Source organism: Roseibium album, from assembly GCF_965233825.1.
Lineage (GTDB): Bacteria > Pseudomonadota > Alphaproteobacteria > Rhizobiales > Stappiaceae > Roseibium > Roseibium album.
On record NZ_OZ247583.1, the window covers coordinates 3,048,897 to 3,074,501 of the forward strand.

20 protein-coding genes are annotated in these 25,605 nt (G+C 57.1%); all 20 read left to right on the forward strand.

The features are described 5' to 3' along the window. Complete coding sequence (locus tag ACO6TI_RS14095; protein ID WP_422385136.1) at positions 1-993, forward strand: cyclodeaminase; 993 nt, start codon at positions 1-3, stop codon at positions 991-993. A 19-nt stretch (positions 994-1,012) separates the two neighbouring features. Continuing rightward, a complete protein-coding gene (gene doeA, locus ACO6TI_RS14100; RefSeq protein WP_104703356.1) occupies positions 1,013-2,200 on the forward strand; it encodes an ectoine hydrolase DoeA in 1,188 nt (395 codons plus the stop codon). 2 nt (positions 2,201-2,202) lie between these two features. After that, on the forward strand, positions 2,203-3,192 hold the full coding sequence (gene doeB, locus ACO6TI_RS14105) for a N(2)-acetyl-L-2,4-diaminobutanoate deacetylase DoeB (protein ID WP_422385137.1): 990 nt from the start codon (positions 2,203-2,205) through the stop codon (positions 3,190-3,192). Between the two features lie 570 nt (positions 3,193-3,762). Beyond that, positions 3,763-5,151, forward strand: coding sequence for a serine/threonine protein kinase (locus tag ACO6TI_RS14110; RefSeq protein WP_055111673.1), 1,389 nt, complete (start codon positions 3,763-3,765; stop codon positions 5,149-5,151). Next, positions 5,144-5,953, forward strand: a complete 810-nt coding sequence (locus ACO6TI_RS14115; protein WP_196877735.1) for a PP2C family serine/threonine-protein phosphatase — start codon at positions 5,144-5,146, stop codon at positions 5,951-5,953. The genes ACO6TI_RS14110 and ACO6TI_RS14115 overlap by 8 nt, the downstream gene beginning before the upstream one ends. Beyond that, complete coding sequence (locus ACO6TI_RS14120; RefSeq protein WP_422385138.1) at positions 5,950-7,341, forward strand: PrsW family intramembrane metalloprotease; 1,392 nt, start codon at positions 5,950-5,952, stop codon at positions 7,339-7,341. Before ACO6TI_RS14115 ends, ACO6TI_RS14120 begins: the two co-directional genes overlap by 4 nt. Next, positions 7,338-8,051 carry a vWA domain-containing protein gene (locus tag ACO6TI_RS14125; protein ID WP_055111679.1) on the forward strand — a complete coding sequence of 238 codons (714 nt, stop codon included), beginning with the start codon at positions 7,338-7,340 and terminating at the stop codon, positions 8,049-8,051. Before ACO6TI_RS14120 ends, ACO6TI_RS14125 begins: the two co-directional genes overlap by 4 nt. Positions 8,052-8,073: 22 nt before the next feature. Next, positions 8,074-9,315 (forward strand): hypothetical protein, encoded by a 1,242-nt coding sequence (locus ACO6TI_RS14130; protein WP_422385139.1) that lies wholly within the window; start codon positions 8,074-8,076, stop codon positions 9,313-9,315. 207 nt (positions 9,316-9,522) lie between these two features. Next, positions 9,523-10,296, forward strand: coding sequence for an HpcH/HpaI aldolase family protein (locus tag ACO6TI_RS14135; protein WP_196890817.1), 774 nt, complete (start codon positions 9,523-9,525; stop codon positions 10,294-10,296). Between the two features lie 355 nt (positions 10,297-10,651). Then, on the forward strand, positions 10,652-11,905 hold the full coding sequence (locus ACO6TI_RS14140; protein WP_055111685.1) for an ABC transporter substrate-binding protein: 1,254 nt from the start codon (positions 10,652-10,654) through the stop codon (positions 11,903-11,905). 82 nt (positions 11,906-11,987) lie between these two features. Beyond that, complete coding sequence (locus ACO6TI_RS14145) at positions 11,988-13,139, forward strand: iron-containing alcohol dehydrogenase (RefSeq protein ID WP_055111687.1); 1,152 nt, start codon at positions 11,988-11,990, stop codon at positions 13,137-13,139. After that, on the forward strand, positions 13,139-14,569 hold the full coding sequence (locus tag ACO6TI_RS14150) for an aldehyde dehydrogenase family protein (protein ID WP_422385140.1): 1,431 nt from the start codon (positions 13,139-13,141) through the stop codon (positions 14,567-14,569). Before ACO6TI_RS14145 ends, ACO6TI_RS14150 begins: the two co-directional genes overlap by 1 nt. A gap of 150 nt (positions 14,570-14,719) precedes the next feature. Further along, on the forward strand, positions 14,720-15,553 hold the full coding sequence (locus ACO6TI_RS14155) for a helix-turn-helix transcriptional regulator (protein WP_029064037.1): 834 nt from the start codon (positions 14,720-14,722) through the stop codon (positions 15,551-15,553). A 207-nt stretch (positions 15,554-15,760) separates the two neighbouring features. Further along, positions 15,761-16,774 (forward strand): branched-chain amino acid ABC transporter permease, encoded by a 1,014-nt coding sequence (locus tag ACO6TI_RS14160; RefSeq protein WP_055111691.1) that lies wholly within the window; start codon positions 15,761-15,763, stop codon positions 16,772-16,774. 3 nt (positions 16,775-16,777) lie between these two features. Then, positions 16,778-17,845: a branched-chain amino acid ABC transporter permease gene (locus ACO6TI_RS14165; protein ID WP_055111693.1), complete on the forward strand. Its 1,068-nt coding sequence runs from the start codon at positions 16,778-16,780 to the stop codon at positions 17,843-17,845. Next, on the forward strand, positions 17,842-18,657 hold the full coding sequence (locus tag ACO6TI_RS14170) for an ABC transporter ATP-binding protein (protein ID WP_104703348.1): 816 nt from the start codon (positions 17,842-17,844) through the stop codon (positions 18,655-18,657). Before ACO6TI_RS14165 ends, ACO6TI_RS14170 begins: the two co-directional genes overlap by 4 nt. Next, positions 18,644-20,815 (forward strand): ABC transporter permease, encoded by a 2,172-nt coding sequence (locus ACO6TI_RS14175; protein ID WP_422385141.1) that lies wholly within the window; start codon positions 18,644-18,646, stop codon positions 20,813-20,815. The genes ACO6TI_RS14170 and ACO6TI_RS14175 overlap by 14 nt, the downstream gene beginning before the upstream one ends. Before the next feature lie 2 nt (positions 20,816-20,817). Then, the gene (locus ACO6TI_RS14180; protein ID WP_196890812.1) at positions 20,818-21,645 is read left to right on the forward strand and encodes a phosphoenolpyruvate hydrolase family protein; all 828 of its coding nucleotides are present in this window, start codon (positions 20,818-20,820) and stop codon (positions 21,643-21,645) included. 21 nt (positions 21,646-21,666) lie between these two features. After that, on the forward strand, positions 21,667-25,149 hold the full coding sequence (locus ACO6TI_RS14185) for a flotillin domain-containing protein (protein ID WP_350185487.1): 3,483 nt from the start codon (positions 21,667-21,669) through the stop codon (positions 25,147-25,149). Then, positions 25,150-25,587, forward strand: coding sequence for an SRPBCC family protein (locus tag ACO6TI_RS14190; RefSeq protein ID WP_055111699.1), 438 nt, complete (start codon positions 25,150-25,152; stop codon positions 25,585-25,587). Positions 25,588-25,605 lie beyond the last annotated feature (18 nt).

Consider the following 25,605-nt stretch of genomic DNA (forward strand, 5'->3'; position numbering starts at 1 on the left):
TTGCCCGCTATCAAATTGCTCACGGAAGCAGAGCTCCGCAAGATCATCCATCTCGATCTTGCTGCCGTTGACTGTGTGGAACGCGCCTTTGCATCACTGGCTCAGGGCGGTGTCGTCATGCCACCGATCCTGTCCATGGCGATACCGGACTATAACGGTGAAGTTGACGTCAAGACCGCTTATGTGCCGGGCGTCGAAAGTTTTGCCATCAAGATGTCTCCCGGTTTTTTCGACAACCCGAAATTCGGCCTTCCCAGCACATCGGGTTTGATGATCCTCTTTTCCGCGCGCACCGGCATGGTCGAGGCTCTGCTCCTGGACAATGGCTATCTGACGGATATCAGAACCGCTGCAGCCGGAGCGGTCGCGGCAAAACATCTTGCACCGGATAATGCCAGAACGGCCTGCATTCTGGGGGCCGGGATGCAAGCGAAGCTGCAGCTGCAGGCATTGTGCCTTGTCCGACCGATAGAAAGAGTTTCCTATTGGGCGCGAGACATTGCAAAAGCCGAGGCGACCGCGAGGGAAATGGCACAGCTCCTTGGAATTGAAGCTAATCCGACAGCCAGGCTGGAGGAAGCCGTTGCGGAGGCTGACGTTATCGTTACGACAACACCGAGTGCAGAACCGTTGATCAAGGCGCGTTGGCTGCGTGCGGGGCAGCACGTGACGGCCATGGGATCAGACCAGCACCACAAGAACGAGCTTGAACCCGCCTGTCTTGATCTTGCAGATCTATATGTTCCCGACCGGCAATCGCAGACCGAACTCCTTGGCGAGCTCCATCATGCGATTTCAACCGGGTTTGTTTTGGGTGACACCAGGTTCGATGAACTCGGTGACATCGTTGCAGGCAAGGCTGTCGGCCGAAAACGGCCCGAGGATCTTACGATTTGCGATCTGACCGGAACCGGCGTCCAGGACACGGCGATTGCGACGTTTGCGCGTCAGCAGGCCGAGACTGCCGGCGCCGGAACACATTTTGATACCTGACCCTCATTGGAAGAGTTACATGATCGAGCCGTCCCTTCATTTCACAAGGCAAGAATACCAGGACCGGATAGACCGGACGCGAACGGCCATGCAGCAGGCCGGCGTCGATGTCATCATCGTTTCCGACCCCTCCAACATGGCCTGGTTGACGGGCTATGACGGCTGGTCGTTTTACGTCCACCAGGCAGTACTGCTGGGCCTCGACGGAGATCCCGTCTGGTTCGGCCGCGGGCAGGACGCGCAAGGAGCCTTCAGGACCTGCTTCATGCACCCGGACAATGTCATCGGTTATCCGGACCACTACGTTCAGTCGACCGAGCGTCATCCGATGGATTATCTGGCCGCGCGGATTGAGGAGCGGGGCTGGGCATCGTCGAACATCGGCGTTGAAATGGACAATTACTGGTTCACAGCAGCATCCTATGCGTCGCTGCAAAAACACCTGGCCGATGCAAACTTTCGGGATGTGACGGCGCTGGTGAACTGGCAACGGGCAGTGAAATCCGAACAGGAACTCACATATATGCGTACGGCCGGAAAACTGGTCGAAAAGATCCATGCGCGCATTTTGGAAAAGGCAGAGCCCGGCCTTCGCAAATGCGATCTCGTCGCCGACATTTATGATGCGGGCCTGCGCTATGATGCCGGTCTCGAGGCCGGCGGCGACTATCCGGCAATCGTTCCGCTTCTGCCGTCGGGAAGTGATGCGGCAGCTCCGCATCTCACCTGGGACGACAAGCCGATGAAATCCGGTGAAGGCACGTTTTTCGAGGTCGCCGGAGCCTATCACCGCTATCAGTGTCCGCTTTCCAGGACGTTGTTTCTCGGCAAGCCGACACAGACCTTTCTTGATGCGGAAAAAGCCGTGCTTGAAGGCATGGAAGCCGGGCTTGAGGCCGCCAGGGCCGGCAATCTTTGCGAAGACATCGCACACGCGTTTTTTGCCGTTCTGAAGAAGTACGGCATCACCAAGGACAACCGCACGGGCTATCCGATCGGTATCTCCTATCCACCCGACTGGGGCGAGCGCACCATGTCGCTGCGGAGCGGCGACCGCACTGTCTTGCGGGAAAACATGACATTCCACTTCATGACCGGTCTGTGGATGGATGACTGGGGTTTCGAGATCACCGAAAGCATTGTCATCCGTGACGGCGCGCCGGAGTGCCTTTCCAATGTTCCCCGCAAGCTTTTTGTGAAGGCCTGACGATGTCTGCCAATCCGATCACACCGACCATCCCGTTTGACGAGGATGGTGTCCATCACGGGTTTTTGCGTTTGCCTTACAGCCGTGACGATTCTGCCTGGGGATCGGTCATGATCCCGATTGCCGTTATTCAAAACGGCGAGGGGCCGACGGCCTTGCTGACAGGTGGCAACCACGGCGATGAGTATGAGGGGCCGGTCGCGCTTCAAGATCTTGCCCTGACGCTCTCACCCGGTGAAATCAGTGGACGCGTCATTATCGTACCCGCGTTCAACTACCCGGCCTTTTGCGCCGGATCGCGGACATCTCCGATCGACAAGGGGAACATGAACAGGTCCTTTCCGGGGCGACCCGACGGAACGGTCACCGAGAAGATCGCGCATTACTTTGACACTGTGCTGATCCCGATTGCGGATATCGTTCTTGATTTCCATTCCGGTGGAAAGACGCTGGACTTCGTGCCGTTTGCATCCGCGCATGTGCTGGATGACCAGAACCAGCAGGATGCCTGTGTCGCCGCCGTCCGCGCCTTCAACGCTCCCTACACGGCAATCATGCTCGAAATAGACAATGTCGGCATGTATGACACGGCCGTTGAGCAGCAGGGAAAAGTGTTCGTCACGACGGAACTCGGTGGTGGAGGAACCGCGACGGCTCGTTCGATTGCGATCGCCAGGAAAGGCGTACGCAATGTCCTGAGGCATGCGGGCATCATGGCTGGTGACATTACGCTTGAGCCGACGGTTTCGCTCGATATGCCCGACGGAGACTGTTTTGTCTTCAGCGAAAGCGAAGGCATGATCGAACCGGTGATCGACCTGGGTGAGAAAGTCTCCAAAGGAGATGTTGTCGCAAGGGTATGGGCAACCGGCAAAACGGGTGTTGCACCGGTCGAATACCGCGCCAAACGCTCCGGCATCCTGATGGCTCGGCATTTCCCGGGTTTGATCAAGTCTGGAGACTGCCTCGCTGTCGTTGCGACCGTGGTTTGAAGACAGGTGAACGAAGAAAGCAACTCTGACAGCCGGTCGGACTGCTCCGGATGAATTCGGCGGAGATTCGATCGCGCTTTTACAGCACGCCCGACTGCATGTCTGGCTTCCCAAAGGCCGGTTCCCGGGTGGCTGCCAAGTCCGATCTCCCTAACCACGCATCCACGATTGGCTGACTATTGTGTGGAACCACAAGCAAAGCGTTCACGAGTGAGGCGGTTTCTGGTTTTGCACTGCGAGTTGCATTCGTAATGCAAGTGTTTCGGCAAGTACCCGGAAACCCTTGACGGCAAATCAGGACCGTTAGTGTGTGCATCGTCAATTGTTCCGACCTGTCGAATGGTTTGACCACGGAGGTTGACGTCGCGGGATTGGTTAATTTTTCCTTTGCAAATACATACCAGTTTGCTGTTTAATTCACTGGAGTTTGGTTTGAAAATCGTTCTTGCGGCTGTCCAAAACGGAGGGTCGTGACGACGACCGATATATAGTTTTTATTTTTGACCGACCTGAAATAGCAAGTATTTTCAACTATTTCTCTTGGTTGGTTTGAGCAACAGACGGCTGATAATGGAAGCTGAAAATTCCGGTCGCGAATTGGCCGCAGGAGATCGATTTTATTCCCATAACAAGCTGCGAACCGGTGTCGTGGGTGATCTTCTGGGGGAAGGAGGGCAGGGGTCCGTTTACAAATCCGAGTTTGGCGGCGGTACCTATGCGCTCAAGTGGTATCATCCGTATTATGTCGAGATCGACGGAACCTTGATGGAACGATTGCGCCGGGCAATTGCACGCGGTGCACCCGATGACCGGTTCCTTTGGCCACTGGAACTGGTAGAGCATCCTGCGCGAACCGACAGTTTCGGCTATGTCATGGGGTTGCGTCCGGACGAGTTCAGATCAATCCGGGAGCTTCTCGCTCCGCCTCCCAACCGCATCGAACTGAGCCTGGAAAAACGACTGTTCGTGTGTCAGCAGATCGCAGACAGCTTCCTGAGCCTGCATGCAAAGGGGTTTTGCTATCAGGACATAAATTTTGGCAATTTCTTTGTTCACCCGACATCCGGCCGGGTGCTGATTTGCGACAATGACAATGTCAATGTCGACGGCAGCGAGGCAAGCGTCTACGGCACCCGCAAATTCATGGCACCGGAAATTGTAAGGCGGGAGACGACACCGAACGGGCGTACGGACCTTTATTCCATGGCCGTGCTTTTCTTCTACATTCTCATCGGCTGGCATCCGCTTGACGGAAAAAAGGAAGCCGAGGCCAATCTGCTGACCGAGCAGCTTGAACATGAGCTGTACGGCACGGCACCGCTATTCCTGTTCGACGAAAACGACACTTCAAACGGGCCGGTTTCTCCGATGCATGACATGCTCGTGTGCCGCTGGCGGTCACTGCCGGAGAAATTGCGCAGCCTGTTTCTGCGTGCTTTCGGCATTGGTCTGAATAATCCGAACAAACGCGTCATTGAAAAGGAATGGCTGAAGACGATGGACGGCTTTCAGCGTGCAACCTTCGCCTGTTCGGACTGTCGCTACGAGCACATTTACGATCACGTGCAAGGCCGCTCGGCCGGGGAGTGTGTTTATTGCAGCACTGCGCTGGCACCTCCTCCGATGCTGCTCATCGGCACCAAGTACATCGCATTGGGCGAGGGAGCAGTGGTTACCCTGGCAGACTTTGGCCACGCAAACGCCCCTCGCTGGGAAAGCATGGCCATTGTTGTGGAACATCCGCAGAAACCGGGCGTATTCGGACTTAAGAACACGACCCAGGAGCCATGGCGCGTGCGTCCACCGGGCGGGCAGGAAACCATGGTGTCGCCCGGAAAAACCGTGCTCCTGGCTGACGGGCTCAGGATCGAGGCAGGAGCCAACCAGGCGACCGTTGTTGCTCCCGATGCGATTTCGAGTTTGAAAGCCGGCAGCGGCAACGAGGCGCGATGTGACTGAAGGCTGGATGATTGGCGCAAGTTCGGTCATTGGCCCTGCGCATATACGACGAGGCCTGCCGAACCAGGATGCTGCGGCGGTGCGCCCGAGTTGCGACAAGCCGACACCGGTAATTTTTGGCGCTTTGTCGGACGGGCACGGAGCTTCTCCGCATTTTCGCTCTGACCGGGGGTCGAGAATTGCAGTTGAGTCCGCTATCGAACTGCTGCAATGGACCGCGGAATCCTCGGAGGACATTGACATAGACAGTCTTGCGCAAACGGTCGTTGAAAGCTGGCGAAAACGCGTCGATGACGATGTGGCGCAGGATCCCTACGAGCAAGGCGTTGCGGAGCACTATTCGCCCTATGGCGCAACGATGCTTGGTCTCATGGCCGACGATCGGCAGGTTTGCCTGATGCAACTCGGGGACGGTGATATATTGCTGGGGTTCCCGGATGGACGGATCGAACGCCCTATCGCTCCTGACACCGGCTTGTGGGGTGAACAGACCTATTCGCTTTGTCTGCCCAATGCCGAGAACCACCTGCATGGCTGGGTCGCGCACCGGGACTGGGACGACGAGTTGCCGGATTTCATTCTTGCCGGCAGCGATGGCGTATCGAAAAGCCTTGTTTCTGAAGATGCATTTCATGACGTCGCTGCGCAGTACCGAGAACGCTGCCGTTCGGGCGCCGAGGTGTTTTCCCAAACAATGTCCGCTCTCCCGCAATGGCTGGAGAACCTTGCAGCCAACGGGTCAGGCGATGATGCCAGTATGATCCTGGCCGTTAAACTGAAGCCGAATGGAACCATGCGATGAGTAATTCGGAACCACCAAAACAATCGCCTACGCCCCGTGACTACAAGGAACCGACGGTCAGCGAACTGGTGCCATTTCGGTCAAAGAAGATAAATCTTCTGAAAAGCCCGTTGCTTTGGGTCATTGGCGGAACCGGTATCATCATCGTTTTGATGTATTCGTCCTTTTCCTCATTTTTGAAATCGCCGACGATAAACGAATTCATGTTCTTCGGCCTGATCCTGATTGGCTGGATCATCCTGTCGATACTGATAACGATTTACCTCTATTCACGTACAGACCGGCCGGTCTGGCATTTCCTCATCCCCGCGGCATTCGTCTATGCTTGTCTGACGACACCGCTGGGCCAGCCATATTTCATTGTTTTCAGAGGGTTTCTTGACCCCAACTGGATGGGGAACCCGTCCTTCGCGCTGCACTTTGTCTATATGTTCTTTGCCGCCGGGCTGATGGAAGAACTGATGAAGGTTACGACGGTTATTGTCGGTGCGATCTTGGCGGTGAACTACACCCAAATTAGAAATTCAAACCCGAAGCTCTTCGAGATACTTGTCATAAGAGGGCCGCTGGACGGGCTGTTGATGGGCACTGTCGGCGGCGCAATGTTCATATTTGTCGAGACCGGCTTTCAGTATTTTCCGCAGCAATTTGCCAAGCAGGCAACCGCGGAAACATTGCTGAGCGGGCTCATGCTTTTGCTCCCCCGCACGATTTCCGGAATGGTTGGCCACATGGGATGGGCCGGAATTACCGGATATTTCATCGGTCTCTGGGTAATCCGTCCGGGCAGCTGGAAATTCGTGGTCTACGCCTGGATTGTCGTCTCGGCCCTTCATGCCGCTTGGAACAGTCAGAGCCATATGGCCCTGCTGGCGCCGCTTTCCGTTGCCGCAACGGCCGTTCTTTACGTTTCCTGTCTGTTGAAAGCTCGACAGATCGAGTCACGATTTGGCACGACTCGTGAAGACTATGGTTCGATCGTCGTGCAGCCGGGTGATCGCCCGTCTCCTGCACAGCCCGCTGCGGCGCCGCCCGGGCGTGCACATAGCCCGGTAGGAGAAACCCCGGTTCAGCCGCGTAAGGCACCCGGCGAAGGGGTCTTCCTGGTGGTCGGCAATACAAGGCTGCCGGTCGTTGCGGGACAGGATGTCGATTTCAGTCCCCTGGCAGCAATGGGCACGGAGGGGCTGGCGGCGACAGTCAGTGTTCACCCGACCCGCGCCGACGTTATCGGATTGAAAAACACGGGGACCCGTCATTGGAAGGCAACGCTGCGTGATGGCAAACACACCGAGCTGGAGCCCGGCCGGAATGTGCGTCTTGCCAAGGGGGTCACGATCGAATTCGGTCCTGATCTGGTTGCGAGTGTGGAGGAACCTGCCCAATGACGGACTCCGGCACACCTCCGATGCCCACAATGCCCACCGCCGTCGTGAGCCGGCGGCAGTTGCAGCTTGTTCTGCTGCTCGATTGCTCGGGATCAATGGCGGGTGAAAAAATTGCCTCGCTCAACTACGCAATCCGCTCCGCGCTTTCGGAGTTGCGGGCGGCTGCGGAAGAAAACCCCGAAATCGATGTCAGGCTGAGCGCGCTCAAATTCTCAACCGGGGCCGAGTGGCACATCGATACGCCGACGCCAATCGATGACCTGCAGTGGGTGGACCTTGCCGCAGGCGGGGAGACGGCGATGGGGCAGGCGCTTGACATGACCGTTGATTTTTTCAACAGCGGCAAGTTTTCCGGCCGCCAGCTTCCCCCGATCGTTCTGCTTGTCACGGATGGGTACGCGACCGACGATTTCGACGCTTCCTTTGCAAGTTTCATGCAACACGAGGCCGCAAAATGCGCGATGCGGATCGCCATTGCGATTGGCGACTCGGCCGATGAAGACGCGCTTCGAACCTTCGTCGACACCGAAAAGACAGGCATTGCTCCCCTGTGCGCAAGAAGTGCGCCCGACCTTGTGAAACATATCAAGTGGGCAACAACAGCACCTGTCAAGGCGACGTCCTCGCCAACGAACGCACCCTCAAGTGTTGAGGGCCTTGCACAGGATACAAACCGTCTGCTTGCAGATGACAGTGAAATTGTATGGTAACCCAACCAAGGTTTCAGGTGACATGGCTGACAACCAATATGATGACGTAGCCTCGCTCCTCAAGGAAGCTCAACGGCGATATGGCGAAGACACCTTCAGCAATACAAAGCGCTTGAAGGGGCTTCTGGCTGACCATTTGTTCGACAAGATCAACGAGATCAATATCGTTATTTCAGCCATTGATGACGGGATACCGGCTGAATTGATGCGCGCCGATCCGCAGGATCGCTCCATCGTGATTACCCGCATGTCTGAACGTCTGGAACAAAGCCGCGGTGTGCGCAGTGACATCGCGCGCAGCGCGGTCATGGCGATCGCCTTCAGCATGGAAATGTCTGAACTGCCGTCTTCCCAGGTTCGCACTATCAGCAAGAATACCGCGTCGGGCTCGGACACGGTTCCCCCGATGCCTGAGGTTCCACCCAGCCCCGCGGGAGCGTCAGATGACGATTGGCTGGGTATCTCCGAAGCCGCGACCGCACCCGCTGATCAGCAGGCACAGACCGCCAATACAGGATCGCGTCCGGATGCTCCGCCCACAGCAAAAAGCGGCGACGATTTCTTCTCGAAACTCATGAAGCCACCACAGCTCTACGCGGTCATCGGCGTCGTGGTGGTTGGACTGTTCTTTGCGTTTTCAGGCGGTGGATTTCAGCAAGGTGGCGGAGGCCAGCAAGGCGGCGGCGGTCAACAGGGCGGCGGCGGTCAACAAGGCGGCGGCGGTCAACAAGGTGGCGGTGGTCAACAAGGCGGTGGCGGCCAGCAAGGCGGTGGCGGCCAGCAAGGCGGCGGTGGTCAGCAAGGCGGCGGTGGTCAGCAAGGCGGCGGTGGCCAGCAAGGTGGCGGCGGTCAGCAAGGCGGTGGCGGTCAGCAAGGTGGTGGCGGTCAGCAAGGCGGCGGTGGCCAGCAAGGCGGCGGTGGCCAGCAAGGCGGCGGTGGCCAGCAAGGTGGCGGCGGCCAGCAACAGCAGTCTTTCTATTTTTCCGACGACAACGGCCTGGTGTGGCAAATGTCGGCTTCAGAAAGCAATTCCAACAACGGGCAAGTGGTCCTCTACGCGCAGTCTCAAAACGGCATGATGATGATGCAGGCGCAAATGAACACCCAGGCCGGGGGATTCGACTATCTGATTTTTTCGAATGGACAGCAGATCGCAAAGGGCAGGGCGACGGTGCGTGATCAGACACATTTCAACTACGTGACGCAGGATACCTCTGGAAACAGCTATTCAGGTCTCTTGCACGTCAATCACATGCCAAACTGAAACACCTGCCGGGCGTTTGGACCAGCATGTCAGGCTTTGAAAACTGATTTGAAGCAGCCGGCATGATCAGTGCCGTTAAACTCGGATTGTTAATGCGTCAGCCCGATTGGAAGAGAGTGACCACTCGGGTGTGACCCGCGAAGGTCAGCGCAAGGCACTGATGAGAGACGAAACCCGAAGCTCCCCGGTAGCAAGGTGACCAGACCGATGTCCAAATTCTCAAATCCTCTTCTGCGGTGCTGGAACGAGGGCCGCTCGGCCATCAATGGCTGGCTGGCCGTGCCGTCCGTCATTGGCGCGGAGGCCATGGCGGTCGCCGGCTGGGATGCCCTGACGGTCGACATGCAGCATGGCACAGCGGACTACGCCGATCTGCTGGCGCTTCTTCCCGTTATTGAAAAATCCGGAGCCGCCGCATTGGTCCGAGTGCCCTGGGTGGATGAGGCGGCCATCATGAGAGCTCTTGACGCGGGAGCGCTTGGCATCATTGCACCGATGATCGAAACCGTTGCTGACGCGGAAAGGTTTGTGTCCGCGTGCAGGTATCCTCCCGAAGGCGGCAGGAGCTTCGGTCCCATCCGTGCGCGACTGGCCTGGGGATCAGACTATGCCGAGCGCGCCAACCGGGAGATCGTCACCCTGGCGATGATCGAGACGAAATCCGCCGTGGAGTCCCTGGAAGATATTCTGAAAGTGCCTGGTCTGACGGGGGTCTATATCGGCCCGTCTGATCTTGGCTCCGCATTCGGGTTTGGTCCCGGTTTCGACCGGCAGGAACCTGAACTGGTCGACCTGATTGAGCATATCCGTCAAACGGCCGCCACGGCAGGGCTGGTATGTTGCCTCCATTGCGGTACTGCCCCCTATGCAAGGAAAGCGCGGGAGCGCGGCATGAACATGGTCACGGTCAGCTCTGACGCAAGGTTCATCGAGATGGGCGCGGCTACCGCCGTTGCAACTGTCAGAAATGAACAAAACTGACAGGCACCGCGACCCGTTTCTGCACATGGAGGCAGCCTGACTGTCTCTGCGCTCCAGGACGTTTCGATCGACACCCGGTGAATGGACGGTGTGATCGCATGCGAAATGCCGCCAGAAAAACGGCAGCGGGAGATCCCGAAACCTGCGACAAGTGCGACAGTTGAACCTCTTCCGGCTGATATGGACCGCAAAAACAGACTGAGCGTTATATGACACGCACTCTCCGAGATAGGTCCGAATTCCACCTTGGCGCATGCTGACGGTGTTGCCGTAGACGCAAAGAAAGCGAACAAAACTGCAAAATGTTTTGCTCCGCCTGCGTCCAGAAGCGGCTGGAATTCGTTGGGAGGAACGGATGAAGAAGCAACTCCTGGCCGCAGTATCAGCGGCTGCATTTCTATCGACAGGTGCCGCATATGCGGCTGACCCACTGAAAGTCGGTGTTCTGGCCACGTTGGAGGGAACATATACGGTTTTGGGTGAAGATGGTGTCCGCGGGCTAAGGACCGCGCTGGCCGTCAAGGGTGAAAAAGCCGGTGGCCGTGACCTCGAGCTGATCATTCAGTCTACCGATGCCTCGCCGGACAGCGCCGTGCGCGGCGCGCGTAAACTGGTTGAACAGGACAAGGTGGACATCGTCATCGGTCCGCTCTCGGGCTCTGAAGGTATCGCGATCCGCGATTATTCCAAGACCCAGCCCCAGGTCACATTCCTGAATGGCATTTCCGGTGCGCAGGAAACAACCTATGTGACGCCGTCCGATAACTTCTTCAGGTTCAACACGGATGGTGCCCAATGGTCCGCTGGACTTGGCGATTACGTCTTCAATGACAAGGGTTGGAAATCCGTTGCCACCATCGGCGAGGATTATTCCTTCATCTATACGCAGGTCTTCGGATTTGCGCTGGAATATTGCCAGGCGGGTGGTGAAATCACCGACCGGTTCTGGGTTCCGCTCGGAACAAAGGACTTCGGCTCGATCATCGCTTCACTTCCGGATGATGTTGACGCGATCTATCTTGGCCTCGGTGGCGGTGATGCCGTCAACTTCCTGAACCAGTATCAGCAGGCAGGTGGCGATGCCAACCTGATTGGCGGATCCATTATGGTTGATGGCACCGTCTTGAACTCCAAAGGCGACGCGAAAAAGGCTCTGATTGGAACACCGTCTTCCGGACCACAGGCTGACACCTGGGACGACGAAGGCTGGCAGGCATATGTAAAAGCCTACCAGGATGCATTCCCGCCCGATCAACGCTTCCCGAGCCCGTCACTTCTGGCAACCGGTTATTACAACGCCACGACCGCTGCAATGACCTGCCTTGATGAAGTTGGCGGTGATCTTTCCGACGGACATGCGGGTTTCCGTGCTTGCCTGAGCAATCTTGAGCTGGATGCTCCGAATGGCAAGATCACTCTCGATGGCAACCGTCAGGCAATTGGTGCCAACTTCGTTTCAGAAGTTGTCGAACTGGACGACGGTTCGCTTGTGACCAAGCTGGTGAAGATCAAGGACAATGTACCGCAGACACTCGGCATTGATCCCGATGTTTTTGCAAAGATCGGCCTCCCAAGCCGCGATGTGCCTGAGTGTAAGACCTCTTACTGATGGCCACTGCACCGGGCAGAGCACTCTGCCCGGTGCCGACATGTTTTCACGCTCGATTACCGTGTTTTCTCGAGATCAGGCCATGACGCTCATCACATACGTCACGCGAGTTCATTTCGCCGACGGCGTTTTGGAAGAAGCGCTTTGGTCCGAGATCGAAGTCAATCGCAAGAAACGTCCCCTGATCATCACCGATGATCATCATCTGAACAGTGAACTTTTTGAGCGATTGCTGGCTGGATTGCCCGTACGAACGTCCGTCGAGATTTTCAGCGATATCCCCGACATCCCGAACGAAACCGCCGCCAAGGACATTGCGACCGCGTTTCGGCGTTCAGATCGGGACCTTCTTATCGCCTTCGGGCGAAACACGGCGATCGACCTTGCCAAGATTTCAAGAATCACGATTGCCCATTCCGAACCCCTGGAAACCTTTTCCTATGCCAGTGGCGGATCGAGACGCATAGGGACGACCTTGCCCGATCTTTATGCGATCCCGAGCATTCAGGGTTTTGGAGCAGCCGTGAGTGCCCATGCGCCTGTCATTCTGACGAGTGGCGAGCGCACCCGGCTCATGTGCAAGAAACTGGTGCCGACGGTGACAATCTGTGATCCGACGCTGACACTCGGCGCGGGCCGGATTGAAAGTGCCAGTGCCGGGGCGGATGCCATGGGCCGGTGTATTGAGGCCTATCTCTCGCCGGGGTTCAATCCACCGGCAGACGGGATAGCACTGGATGGGCTCGGACGCGTCATCGGCAACTTGCACAAGGTGCTCACCGAAGACACTGTACAGGGCCGGCGGGAGCTTATGGCTGCCAGTTTGAACGGTGCATTGGCCTTGCAAAAAGGTCTTGGCGCGATTCACGCGATAGGCTGCGCACTTGAAACAGTCGCCGGCAGGCGGCTTGATCCCGGCGCTCTCAGCAGATTGCTTCTGCCGGCGATCCTGCAATTCAATGCCGATGCCGCCCGGGACAAATACACAACGCTGAATCAGGTTCTCAAATCCGGAGAGAACAGAACGCCCGCCCGCAGCGTGGCTGATTTTCTTTATACCTTGCCGCTTCCTGAAAGCCTCGCCGAGATGGGCATAGACGAGGAAGAGATCCGGATCGCCGCCGATCTCGCTGCATCTGATCTTGCCGCGGTTCAAAGCCCGAGAGCCTTGAGCAGCCCGAGCCTGTTTGCGATCATGAAATCGGCTCTCTCGCGCGAATCCCGGGTGAATTGATGAAGCCACTTTTGATCGATGGCGCGTGGATCACGACTTCACATGCCGAGGAAAACCGAAATCCTTCCAACACTGACGAGGTCATCGGTCTTTATGCCCATGCCGGCAGAGCGGAAACGCAGGCCGCAATAGAAGCTGCAAGACTGTCTTTCCCGGCCTGGGCGGCAAGCACACCGCAATTCAGGTTCGAAATCCTGAACAAGGTGGCAGACGAACTGACCTTGCGCAAATCCGAAATAGCGTCGCTTCTGTCCCGCGAGGAGGGAAAAACGCTTCGTGAAGGACTTCAGGAAACCGAGCGCGCGGCCAACATTTTCAGGTTCTTTGCAGGAGAGTGCCTTCGCCCTGCTGGAGATCTCATCCCCTCAGTCCGCCCAGACGTAAGCGTGGAAGTTACGCGTGAACCGCTCGGTGTCGTCGGGATCGTCACGCCCTGGAACTTCCCGCTGGCAATACCGAGCTGGAAGATTGCACCTGCTCTTTGTTACGGCAATACGGTCGTTTTCAAGCCCGCCGAACTCGTGCCGGGATGCGCCTGGGTCCTTGCGGAAATTCTTCACGGAACCGGTATTCCGAAGGGGGTCTTCAATCTGGTCACCGGCAAGGGCTCGGTTGTCGGGAATACGATGCTTTCAGCAAGAGACGTTGAGGCCGTTACTTTCACCGGTTCACAGGCGGTCGGGTCCCTTGTTGCTCAGGCCAGCATCAAGCACATGCGCAAGCTGCAGCTCGAAATGGGCGGCAAGAACCCGCTTGTCGTGCTCGACGACGCGGACCTGGATCTTGCGGTCGACTGTGCGGTTGACGGAGCGTTTTGTTCCACGGGCCAAAGATGTACAGCGTCGTCACGCCTGATTGTAACCGAGGGGATCTACGGCAGGTTCATTGAGAAACTGACTGAAAAATGCAGGGCGTTGACGGTTGGCGATGCATTGGATCCCGCAACAGACATAGGTCCGGTCGCCAGTGCGTCACAACTGGCAACGGATATCGATTATATTGAGATTGCGCGTGCACAGGGTGGAAACCTGCGTTGCGGTGGCGACATCGTCAAGGGTCGCAACCATGGCTATTTCCTGCAGCCCGCCCTGTTCACCGACACCGACAACAACATGCGCATCAATCGCGAGGAAGTCTTCGGACCTGTTGCATCGGTCATTCGTGTTCGCGACTATGAAGAGGCTCTGGCAACGTCAAACGATACCGACTTCGGACTTTGCTCGGGCATCATGACAACAAGTCTCAAGCACGCCGCACATTTTCGCAGGGAATCCCGTGCAGGCATGGTCATGGTGAACCTGCCAACGGCCGGGGTGGACTATCATGTACCCTTTGGTGGCCGAAAGGCATCAAGCTATGGTCCCCGGGAACAGGGGCGCTACGCAGCCGAGTTTTTCAGCACAGTAAAAACAAGTTATATTCGGCCCTGATCGCTGCATTGCAGCATTTTCAAAAGTCTTTTTCCGTAACTCTAAGTCTCTTTGTGAGCCATACTGTCTTGCCAATATCGATTTTTACAGAGGATACTTAAAAGAAAACGTTTACATCGATAAACGCGCAAATCATCGGGAGGAATGGTGATGAGCGAAGCGATATCCGTCCACCACGGTGAATTCGGACGCGCGGCTCTTTATAGGCTGGACAAACCGATCGTGACACACGCGCATCGGGAAGGTCATTTGATCTTCTATCTGAGCGGTGCGGAAGCCAGGGTCAGCGTATCCGACAAGTGGGTGCCTGCCGACCAGAATACCGGTGTGGCCGTCAGCCCGTGGGAACAGCACAGCTTTCATCCGAAAACTGAAGCCAATGCGGAGGCATGTCTGTGCCTCGTGCTCTATATCAAACCGATCTGGTTTCTTGAAAACAGCCAATCTGCGGAATTTGCCCTGAATTTCGGCAGCTCGCACATCGCGATGACACCCGACGTCATGAATTGGGTCAAACGCTTGACCTCGCTGCTTCTGGACGGCGGCAATGATCACCTTTTCGACGGGTATCTCTATCGCACAACAATGCAGTGCTTCGAACAATCCTGGCGCAATGCGGACCGCAATTCGGTGCTGGAAGACAGCAAGCGCCGCTTTACCGATTATCGTGTGCGTCGGTCTTTGCGCCTGATGCAGGAGAATTACACCGAAGAAGTCGAGGTGGAATGGCTGGCCCGTGAAGTCGGGCTGTCTCGGCCCCATTTTTTCAAGCTTTTCAAGAAGCAGATGGGCATAACTCCCAATCTCTACTTGAATACGCTGCGCGCCGAACAGGCGATTTCGGACCTGATGACGACCGACAAATCGGTCACGGAAATCAGCTACGATTTGGGGTTTTCGTCACAGGCAAGCTTTACACGCTTCTTCTCTTCCAACGTTGGAATTCCGCCAAGCGACTACCGCCGTGTCGCCCACGTCGAGTAGCGCCCGCTTACCAGGTCGCGTCTGCATTCAATAATGCCGATGATGGGCCATCCGAGAAGACTATCGGGTACGCCGATTTCCGAACTTAAGCCGTAGCCTTTTCCCGAGAGCGAAAGACTTTGTCGTCAACAGCGCTTTGGGAGGATGTCGCGCTATGCGGCAATTTGAAGACAACACCGGGGATGGTCGGATCTGCGAGGACCGCACATGAGGAACTTTGCGTCCCGACATCCTGGCTGGTCGATCGTCATTCTGCTGGTAGCTGCCGCGCTGATCTGGTCGATTTTCGCAATCTGGCCGAAAGGTCTGGTCGATGTGATCGGCCGCAAGAAAGTGTTTCTCAACGCCCTGTTCAACGGTATCACGCTCGGTGGCCTCTACTTTCTTGTCGCCAGTGGCTTTACGCTCATCTTCGGTCTCATGCGCAATGTCAATCTTGCGCACGGCTCCCTTTACCTGCTTGGTGGGTACATCGGCTATTTCGTTGCCTCGTCAACGGGTTATTGGCTCCTTGCCTTTCCCGTTGCGTTTGTCCTCGTAGCTGCTGTCGGCATCCTGATGCAGATATTCATCTTCCGCCGGATGGAGGGGCAGGACCTCAGGCAAACGCTTGTAACAATCGGAATCTCCATCGTGATGGCGGACTTGATGCTTTGGGGCTTCGGCGGAGACTTCTACAACATCACGCCGCCCAGCTGGTTGAGCGGCCCGATGGAAACACTCCTGGTGACCGGCGTGAAGCGATCGTCGGGTGACCTCATCTACCTGAAGTATCCGGTTGTTCGGGTCGTTATTTTCCTCGCCTCGGTGGTCATAGGAATAGCCATGTGGCTGATCTTGAACCGCACCCAGATTGGCATGATGATCCGGGCAGGGGTCGATGACAGGGACATGTTGTCGGCAACAGGCGCCCGCATCCAGCTCGTCTTTGTCGGAGTGTTCGCATTCGGGGCAGGCCTCGCGGGTATCGCAGGTGTCGTGGGAGGGACTTTCCAGTCCGTGGCGCCTGGCGAAGACATAAGGTTTCTGCTGGCATCGCTTGTCGTTGTGATCGTCGGTGGCATGGGGTCGATCACGGGAGCCGCGTTGGGAGCGCTGCTGATCGGTCTCGCCGAACAGTTCGGATCGGTCTATTTCCCGACTTATGCGGTCGTTCTGACCTTCCTGATCATGGTGCTCGTTCTTGCGTTCCGGCCCCAGGGCCTCATGGGGAGATCCTGACCCATGGCGATAACGGAATCCAATACGCTCCCACGAACAAATAGCGGCCAGCGCAAGGTCTGGTTCGAACGCATACCTGCGAGCTATTGGGTGGTTGGCATTGCCCTGTTGATAATGCCCGCATTCGCAAGTGATTTTGCACTCTATCAGGTGTTTGGCTGGACGTTCATTCTCGGCATGATTTCGCTCAGCCTGATGTTCCTTGGCGGCTATGGCGGCATGGTAAGCCTTGTTCAGATGTCGATTGCAGGCCTGGCCGGATACATGGTCGCAATATTCGGTGACAGTGCGATCACCGACATCAGCATGGGCTGGCCATGGTATATCGCAATTCCGCTTGCGCTGATTGTGGCGATGCTCTTCGGTACGATTGTCGGGTCCCTCGCCGTGCGGACCGAAGGCATCTACACAATCATGATCACGCTTGCCGTTGCAGCGGCATTCTTCTACTTCACCCGCCAGAACTATATCATATTCAACGGATTTTCCGGATTTAACGGTGTGCTTCCACCAGAGCTATTCGGGGTCGACTGGCGGCAAAGCAAGCCTTTTTATTACCTCACTCTGTTTTGGGCGGCAGTCGCCTATTTTTCAGTGCTCTATGTATCGCGGGCACCATTCGGGCTCGCACTGCAAGGTGTCAGGGATAACCCCCGCCGCATGGCTGCGCTGGGATACAGCGTCAATGCGCACAGAATTGCTGCCTACGCATTCGCCGCACTCATCGCGGGCACTGGTGGCATTTTGCTGACATGGCAATCCGCACAGATTTCACCGGGCACGGCCGGGATCGGGCCAGCGATCGACATTCTTGTGATTGCGGTCATTGGTGGCATGAGACGCCCGGCCGGTCCGTTCATCGGCGCCTTCATATATGTTTTGTTGAAGACCTTTGCCATCGACGTCCTGCTTTCCGTCGGGTTGAGTGGAGAGCGATTCCAGTTGCTGATTGGCCTGGGTTTTCTGGCGATCGTCTTCTTCTCGCCTGATGGACTGCTCGGTCTCTGGGATCGCTGGCAGGAGTTCCGCAAACGCGACCCGCTCCTCGATCGCGGGGAGGGTCCGCTTTGACACTGCTTGACCGCGCGACATCATCAGTTTCAGACCGCCTGAGTGCCACGGGCACGGCCAACGCGCTCGAGCTTCGCCAAGTCAGCAAGATGTTCGGCGCGCTGGTCGCGCTTGCCGACATCGACATGATCGTCAAACCGGGAGAGCGGCGTGCCGTTCTCGGGTCCAATGGCGCAGGCAAAACGACACTTTTCAACTGCATAACCGGTGACTTTGCACCGACGACCGGATCGATCCGGTTTTTTGGCGAGGAAGTTGCCGCCTTTCCTGCCCAGGAGCGTATCAGGCGCGGATTGCGCAGGACCTATCAGATCTCGTTGCTGTTCGCAGGATTGAGTGTCCTCGACAATGTCTATCTGGCTTGTTGTGGCGTTTCGCGCGGCCGGTTTTCTTTCATTCGACCTGGACGCGATGATGCGTTGATGGCGAGTGCTGAAAGCCTTGTCCAGGTGGTGCATCTGGACGATGTGCGTGAAACGAAGGTCGAGGACCTTTCTTATGGGCAGCAACGCCAGCTCGAGATTGCCATGGCACTGTCCGGGGCTCCGCGTTTCATTCTGTTCGACGAACCTGCAGCCGGCCTGTCCCCGACCGAGCGCCGCGAACTGATTGACATTCTCACCGGCCTGCCGAGCCACATGGGTTTCATCATCATCGAACACGATATGGATGTTGCCCTGAGGGTCGCTGAATCCGTAACGATGATGCACAACGGCCGGATCTTCAAGGAAGGCAAACCTGCCGAAATTGAAGACGATGAAGAGGTCCAGGCGCTTTACCTTGGTGGCGAAGAGGGGCTTGGGCATGGTTGATCGCACCGCACCTGCGCTCGAAATCAGGGACCTGAATGTCTATTACGGTCATTCGCACGCGCTTCAGGGTGTCGACCTGACGCTGGACCATGGGGTTTTGTCCGTTGTTGGACGAAATGGCATGGGCAAGACGACCACCTGCAAGGCCATTATGGGCCTCGTGCCGGTTGCGTCCGGCACAATCAGCTTGTCCGGCCGCAGTCTTGCGGGCCTTGGACCGGCAGAAATCGCCCGGCTCGGCGTCGGCTATGTTCCGCAAGGCCGCCGTTTGTGGCAATCCCTGACCGTTGATGAGCACCTCAAACTGGTGGCACGCCGCGGAGGTGACTGGACGCCTGAACGTGTCTATTCGGTCTTTCCCAGACTGGCTGAGCGCCGATCGAACGGAGGGGCACAGCTCTCCGGTGGTGAACAGCAGATGCTGGCGATCGGTCGTGCGCTTCTTCTCAATCCCAGACTTCTCGTCATGGATGAGCCTACCGAAGGACTGGCGCCGGTCATCGTCAATCAGGTGGCCGAAATGCTGGTGCGTCTCGGGCAGGAAGGCGACATTGATGTGCTCGTGATCGAGCAGAACATCGGTGTTGCCTGCGCGGTCGCTGATCAGGTGGCGATCATGGTCAACGGCAAGATCAACCGGATCATGCCGTCGACACAACTTGCTGCTGACAGGGATCTCCAGCAGGCGCTTCTCGGTGTCGGACGTCATGCTCATGACGAGACGCCGGCGCCCTCAAGAACCCAGGAAGCTGAAACGGACCTTGCCAGGCCCTCATCCGTGCGTCGGATCTATCTGTCCAACCCGAAGGTCCCGACACGCTGGTCAAAACCGGTTCCGGTCAGGGTGCTTGAAAGTTCTGCTCGTACGAGCACGGCATCTGATGCGCTGTCCGCGAATGTGATGCCTTTGTCCGCTCAGCGTTCCAGAGCGGGGGCAAAGGTCTATGTCGCTGGAACGCTAGATACGAAGGGTGCTGAACTTCGCTATATGCGTGACATCCTGAAAGCGGAAAACCTGACGGTGCAGCTGATCGATCTATCGACGAGCGGCAAACCCTCCGGTGCCGAAGTTCCGCCTCACGCCATTGCAGCATTTCATCCGCGTGGAGCGAGCGGCGTCTTTACCGGTGATCGTGGCACCGCCGTCGCGGCCATGACTCTGGCATTTGAGCGATGGATGAAGGTGCAGACAGACGTTGCCGGGATTATTTCCGCCGGAGGATCCGGTGGGACGGCCCTGGTTACACCGGCCATGAGGATGTTGCCCGTCGGTGTGCCGAAAATCATGATCTCGACGGTCGCGAGTGGCAATGTCGAACAGTATGTTGGCCCCTCGGACATCATGATGCTGCATTCGGTGGCCGATGTTCAGGGCCTCAATTCCATAACCCGGGAAGTGCTTGGAAACGGTGCGGGTGCGCTTGCCGGAGCAGTGAAGGCGCGTTCGAAGCGCAAACCGATCCTGGATGCGAAGCCCGCAGTCGGGCTCACGATGTTCGGGGTCACGACACCATGCGTACAAACGGTTACGGCGGCACTCGAGGACGATTTTGATTGTCTGGTCTTTCATGCCACCGGCGTGGGCGGCCGGTCGATGGAAAAACTCATGGACAGCGGCATGCTGACCGCTGTGATCGACCTCACGACGACCGAAGTCTGCGACATGATCGCCGGTGGTGTGTTCGCCGCCAACGAGGACCGCTTCGGAGCTTCTATCCGTGCCGGTGTACCTTACATCGGCGCCTGCGGAGCGCTCGACATGGTCAATTTCAATGCGCCAGACACCGTGCCGGAGAAATATCGCGGGCGGACGTTCTACGAGCACAATCCGCAGATCACGCTGATGCGGACCACTGTCGAGGAAAACGTCGAAATGGGACGCTGGATCGGCCAGCGTCTCAATGAAATGACCGCACCCGTCCGCTTCTTTCTGCCGGAAGGCGGCGTGTCACTTCTCGATGCCCCGGGAATGGCTTTCCATGATCCGGCCGCCGACGAAGCGCTTTTCAGATCCCTTGAAGACACCGTGCGCCGGACAAGCGAGCGCAGGCTGATCAGGGTGCCACACAATATCAACGACCCTGAATTCGCTGACCTGATCGTCTCGACGTTCCGGGGATTTCATTCAGGTCGGCGCAGCCGAGCAGCAGGAGATTGAGCATGTTTGATCGCAGGGAACTTGTTGCCAGGTACCGCGACATGATCGCCCGGGGCGAGCCGATCATTGGCGGCGGCGCCGGTACGGGTCTGTCCGCGAAGGGAGAGGAAGCCGGGGGAATTGACCTGATCGTCATTTACAATTCAGGGCGATACAGGATGGCCGGACGCGGCAGTCTTGCCGGCCTCATGCCGTATGGCGACGCCAACTCGGTCGTGATGGATATGGCCGGTGAAGTGTTGCCTGTTGTTCGCAAGACGCCGGTTCTGGCAGGTGTCTGCGCATCTGATCCCTTCAGGCTTATGGACAGGTTCCTGGAAGAGGTGAAAGCAGCTGGGTTTTCAGGTGTCCAGAACTTTCCAACGGTCGGTCTGATCGATGGAAACTTCAGGGCAAATCTGGAAGAGACCGGCATGTCCTATCAGCTCGAAGTCGACATGATCGCGATGGCCCACGACAAGGACATGCTGACGACGCCGTATGTCTTTTCGCCAGCCGACGCCACGGCGATGGCGAAAGCCGGGGCCGACATCATTGTCTGCCATCTTGGCCTGACGACAGGCGGCAGCATCGGCGCCGAGACATCGCTGAAACTCGCCGACTGCCCGGCCATCGTTGATGAATGGTCGGAAGCGGCCCTTGCTGTTAACCCGGACGCCATTGTGTTGGTGCATGGCGGGCCGGTCGCGATGCCCGACGATGCCGAGTTCGTTCTGAAAAACACGCGCAACTGTCACGGCTTTTACGGTGCTTCCTCAATGGAACGTCTGCCGACCGAAATCGCGCTCGTCGAACAAACTAGAAAATTCAAGGAAATCCGCGGCTCTTGAGCCGGGGAGGGAGGACTGAACATGGCTGGTCAGCTCATCGGGCAATTGGTGCTGTGGCTTATTCTCGCGGTCATTGTCGTCTTCATCCTTTATTGGGTGATGCATTGGCTATACCGGCGATCGACCAAGGAAGTCGCTTTCGTGCGAACGGGGTTCCTGGGCGAGAAGGTGGTGATCGACGGCGGCGCATTCGTCTGGCCCATCATTCACGACATAACTCCCGTGAACATGAACTCGCTGCAAATGGCGCTGACACGTGAGAAGGAAGATGCCCTGATCACCAAGGACCGGCTGCGTGTCGATGTGGACGCGGAGTTTTATGTCCGCGTCGGGCAGACCAAAACGGGTGTCAGCCTGGCCGCTTCCACGCTCGGGCGGCGTACTCTGGAACCGGAACGTATCCATTCGCTCCTGTCAGGGAAATTCATATCGGCACTTCGTACCGTTGCGTCCGAGATGACCATGGAGGAACTTCATGAAAGCCGGCACGTATATGTCGACCGTGTGCTTGAAGCCGCTCAGGTCGGACTCGACAAGAACGGGCTGGAACTCGAAAGCGTCGCCATCACGGATATAGATCAGACCGGGATCGAATATTTCAATCCTTCCAACCGGTTCGATGCCGAAGGCCTGACGACTGTCATCCGTGAAATCGAGGACAGAAGAAAGATGCGCAACGATATCGAACAGGATTCGATGATCCGCATACGTTCGCGCAACCTGGAAGCGGAAAAACAGGTGCTCGACATTGAACGCGAAAGCGAAAATGCGCGCCTGGAGCAGGAACGCGAAATAGAATTCAAACGGGCGCAGCAGCACACCGATCTGGTCCGCGAAAGGTCCGAACGCGAAAAGGAAGCAGAGCACGCCTCGCTTTTGAGCCGGGAAGCCATCGAGACGGCCCGGATCGAGAACGAACGGCACATTTCAGAGGCCCGGATCGCATCGGAACGGGAGGTTCGGCAAAAGGAGATCGAACGCCAGCGTGTCATTGATGAAGCGGAAATAGTCACCCGTGAGGCGGTGGAAAAAGCCAGGATCGGTCAGGAAAAGACCCTGACGGAAGAACGCATTCGCACTCAGCAGATGACGGAGGCGGCCGACATTGCCGCGAAGGAAGCGGTCGAGAAGGCACGCATCGCTCAGGAACGGTCTCTCAACGAGGCCCGGATCGCGAAAGATCGCGAAACCGAAGCGCTCGAGATCGAGCGTCGCAAAACGATCGAGGAAACCGATATTGCCGCGCGCGAATTGGTCGAAAAGGCAAAGATCGCGCAGGAAGAAGCGGTAACCGAAGCGCGAATTTCGTTTGAGCGCGTCACCCGCGAAAAGGAAATCGCCAGAAATCTGGCAATCGAGCAGGCAGAAATTGCATCGCGGGAAGCTGCCGAGAAACTGCGAGTTGCCCAGGAGCAGACCGTCAACGCCTCTCGTATCGAGGCGGATCGTGAAACTCGCCGGCTTGAGATTGAACGACAGAAAGCGCTGGAAGAAGCCGAGATCGCCAGTCAGAAAGCCACTGAAGCTGCGCGCATTGCGCGGGAGAAATCCCTTTCGGCAGAACGGATCGCCTCGGAGCAAGCCACGCGTGCGCTCCAGATCGAACAGCAGCGCGAGATCGAGATAGCGCAGATTGCCGCCCGTGAGGAAACCAACAAGACACGAATTGCCCAGGAAGAGCGGATCCGCAATCTCGAGATTTCCTCCAACAAGGCAATCGACGAGGCGGAGATCACTGCCCGCGAAGCTGTTGAAAAGGCGCGAATTGCCCAGGACAAGCAGCTCGCGTTCGAACGGATCGCAGCTCAGGAAGAGACGGATGGGCGTGACGTCGCACGCCAGGCGGCCCTGGATGCAGCCAATATTGCGGCCAAGGAGGCAACCGAAGCCAAGCGCATCGCTCAGGAAAAAGTGATTGTCGCAGAGCGGATAGGTTTTGAGCGGGAATCGAGGGCACTCGAGATTGCCCGCAACCAGGTTGTTGAAGAGGCCGAGATTGCCGCCCGTGAGGCAATTGATGCCGCGCGTATCGCCCAGGAAGCGAAAACCGCGTTGCAGCGAATCGAAAGCGACGAGGCAACCAGGGAGCGCGATGTTGCCCGGTCCAGGGCCCTGGAGGCGGCGGAAATTGCCAAGGCGGAAGCCACAGAGGCGGCCCGCATTGCCAAGGAGAAAAAGGTCGCTGCCGAGCGAATTGCTTACGAACAGGATCTCCGGGAGCGTGAGATCGCCCGCAACAGAGCGGTGGATGTCGCCAACATTTCCGCGCAGGAACTGGTCGAAGCAGCGCGCATTGCGCAGGAAAACAAGGTGCGCGCAGCAGAGATCTCCAAAGAGACTGACGTCAGAAAACGTGAGATCGAGCGCGCGGAAGCAATTGAAACGGCAGAAGTCGCTTCGCGCCGGTCTGTCGAACAGCTTCGGATCGAGAAGGAGCAGGAGACGACTGCCGAAAAGATCGCGCGGGACGAGAAGATCCGTGCGCTGGAAATCGCCCGCAACAAGGCGATCGACGAGGCGCAGGTTGCCGCCGATCAGGCAATCGAGGCAGCAAAAGTTGCCAAGGAGAAATCCGTCGATGCGGAGAAGATACTTGCGGAGCAGGAGCTGGACGCGAGGAAGCTGGAACGCAAGAAGGTACTCGAACAGCTCGAAATCTCACGTGTTCAGGCACTGCGCGAAGCCGAAATTTCAAGTCAGGAAGAGATCGAGCGAGCTCAGATCGCATCCGAGCGTGGTCTGGACGATGCCCGCATTGGCCATCAGACCGAGCGGCGACGTCTGGAGATTGCACGCGAAAAGGCTGTCGAAACCGCACAGATGGACAAGGCCATCGAGCTTTACAAGAAATCGCTTGATGAAAGCGCTGCCGCTGTAGAAGCGGATGCAGCGAAGGCGCGGGCAACCGCGGCGGCCGAGAAGGTCAAGACGGCACAGGAAACCGAAGCTGCGACCCGACGCAAATCGGTTGACGTGGTTCTGGCCGAAAAGGAAGCCGAAGAAAAACGAATTGCCGCAGACGCCGAAAAGGTCCGCAAAGCGGTGGAAGCCGAGGCACAAAAGCTTATCAACGAAGCCGAGAATGTGCTGACCGATGCAGCGCGCCATTCACTCTTCAAACGCAAGATGCTGGAACATGTCGAAGGAATCGTCTCGGCATCGGTCAAGCCGCTTGAAAAAATCAACGATATCAAAATCATGCAGCTAGGCGGCAGCGGGACGTCAGGTCTCGGTTGGGCGGACGGGAACGGCACCGGCACCGGAGGTAGTGGTGGCGGCGGCGGCAGCCCGACTGACGAGGTCATCAATTCGGCGCTTCGATACCGGGTGCAGGCACCAATGGTGGACAGCCTGCTGAGTGATATCGGGATCGACGGGTCAAATCTCGCCAAATCGGATGTCATGCGGACGGCCAACGATATGACCCGTGCCGCCAATGAAATGAAACGGTTGAAGGCAGACGAAAAGCCGAAAGGGCCAGGCGCGTCCAAGGAGGGCAAATAAATGGCGCGGGTTTACACCTCATCGGTGATTGATGCCCCTTCGGCCAGGGTCTGGGAACGTATCAGGGACTTCAACGGCTTGCCCAAATGGCATCCCCGGATACGCGAAAGCCGTATCGAGGAGGCCTTGCCTTCCGACAAGATTGGATGCATCAGAAACTTCAGTCTTCAGAACGGCGACAACATTCGCGAGCAACTGCTCGGGCTGTCTGACTACGATCTTTTCTACAGCTATTCGATGCTCGAAGGCCCAATGCCGCTGAGCGACTACATCGCGACAATGCGTCTGACGCCTGTCACGGAAGGTGACCGCACATTCATTGAATGGTCTGCGGAGTTTTCCTGTGAACAGGAAAAGGAAGACGAGTTGGTTACCGGTATCGGAACAAACGTTTTTCAGGGCGGCTTTGATGCCCTGAAGAGGCATTTCGGCGGGTAGGGGAAATCTTTTTCAAAA

Excerpts from the sequence above, each read along its gene's own strand:
- doeA (WP_104703356.1), top strand. The coding sequence starts at position 1,013 with ATGATCGAGCCGTCCCTTCATTTCACAAGGCAAGAATACCAGGACCGG.
- doeB (WP_422385137.1), top strand. The coding sequence starts at position 2,203 with ATGTCTGCCAATCCGATCACACCGACCATCCCGTTTGACGAGGATGGT.
- ACO6TI_RS14110 (WP_055111673.1), top strand. The coding sequence starts at position 3,763 with ATGGAAGCTGAAAATTCCGGTCGCGAATTGGCCGCAGGAGATCGATTT.
- ACO6TI_RS14120 (WP_422385138.1), top strand. The coding sequence starts at position 5,950 with ATGAGTAATTCGGAACCACCAAAACAATCGCCTACGCCCCGTGACTAC.
- ACO6TI_RS14125 (WP_055111679.1), top strand. The coding sequence starts at position 7,338 with ATGACGGACTCCGGCACACCTCCGATGCCCACAATGCCCACCGCCGTC.
- ACO6TI_RS14130 (WP_422385139.1), top strand. The coding sequence starts at position 8,074 with ATGGCTGACAACCAATATGATGACGTAGCCTCGCTCCTCAAGGAAGCT.
- ACO6TI_RS14135 (WP_196890817.1), top strand. The coding sequence starts at position 9,523 with ATGTCCAAATTCTCAAATCCTCTTCTGCGGTGCTGGAACGAGGGCCGC.
- ACO6TI_RS14140 (WP_055111685.1), top strand. The coding sequence starts at position 10,652 with ATGAAGAAGCAACTCCTGGCCGCAGTATCAGCGGCTGCATTTCTATCG.
- ACO6TI_RS14145 (WP_055111687.1), top strand. The coding sequence starts at position 11,988 with ATGACGCTCATCACATACGTCACGCGAGTTCATTTCGCCGACGGCGTT.
- ACO6TI_RS14150 (WP_422385140.1), top strand. The coding sequence starts at position 13,139 with ATGAAGCCACTTTTGATCGATGGCGCGTGGATCACGACTTCACATGCC.
- ACO6TI_RS14155 (WP_029064037.1), top strand. The coding sequence starts at position 14,720 with ATGAGCGAAGCGATATCCGTCCACCACGGTGAATTCGGACGCGCGGCT.
- ACO6TI_RS14160 (WP_055111691.1), top strand. The coding sequence starts at position 15,761 with ATGAGGAACTTTGCGTCCCGACATCCTGGCTGGTCGATCGTCATTCTG.
- ACO6TI_RS14165 (WP_055111693.1), top strand. The coding sequence starts at position 16,778 with ATGGCGATAACGGAATCCAATACGCTCCCACGAACAAATAGCGGCCAG.
- ACO6TI_RS14180 (WP_196890812.1), top strand. The coding sequence starts at position 20,818 with ATGTTTGATCGCAGGGAACTTGTTGCCAGGTACCGCGACATGATCGCC.
- ACO6TI_RS14185 (WP_350185487.1), top strand. The coding sequence starts at position 21,667 with ATGGCTGGTCAGCTCATCGGGCAATTGGTGCTGTGGCTTATTCTCGCG.
- ACO6TI_RS14190 (WP_055111699.1), top strand. The coding sequence starts at position 25,150 with ATGGCGCGGGTTTACACCTCATCGGTGATTGATGCCCCTTCGGCCAGG.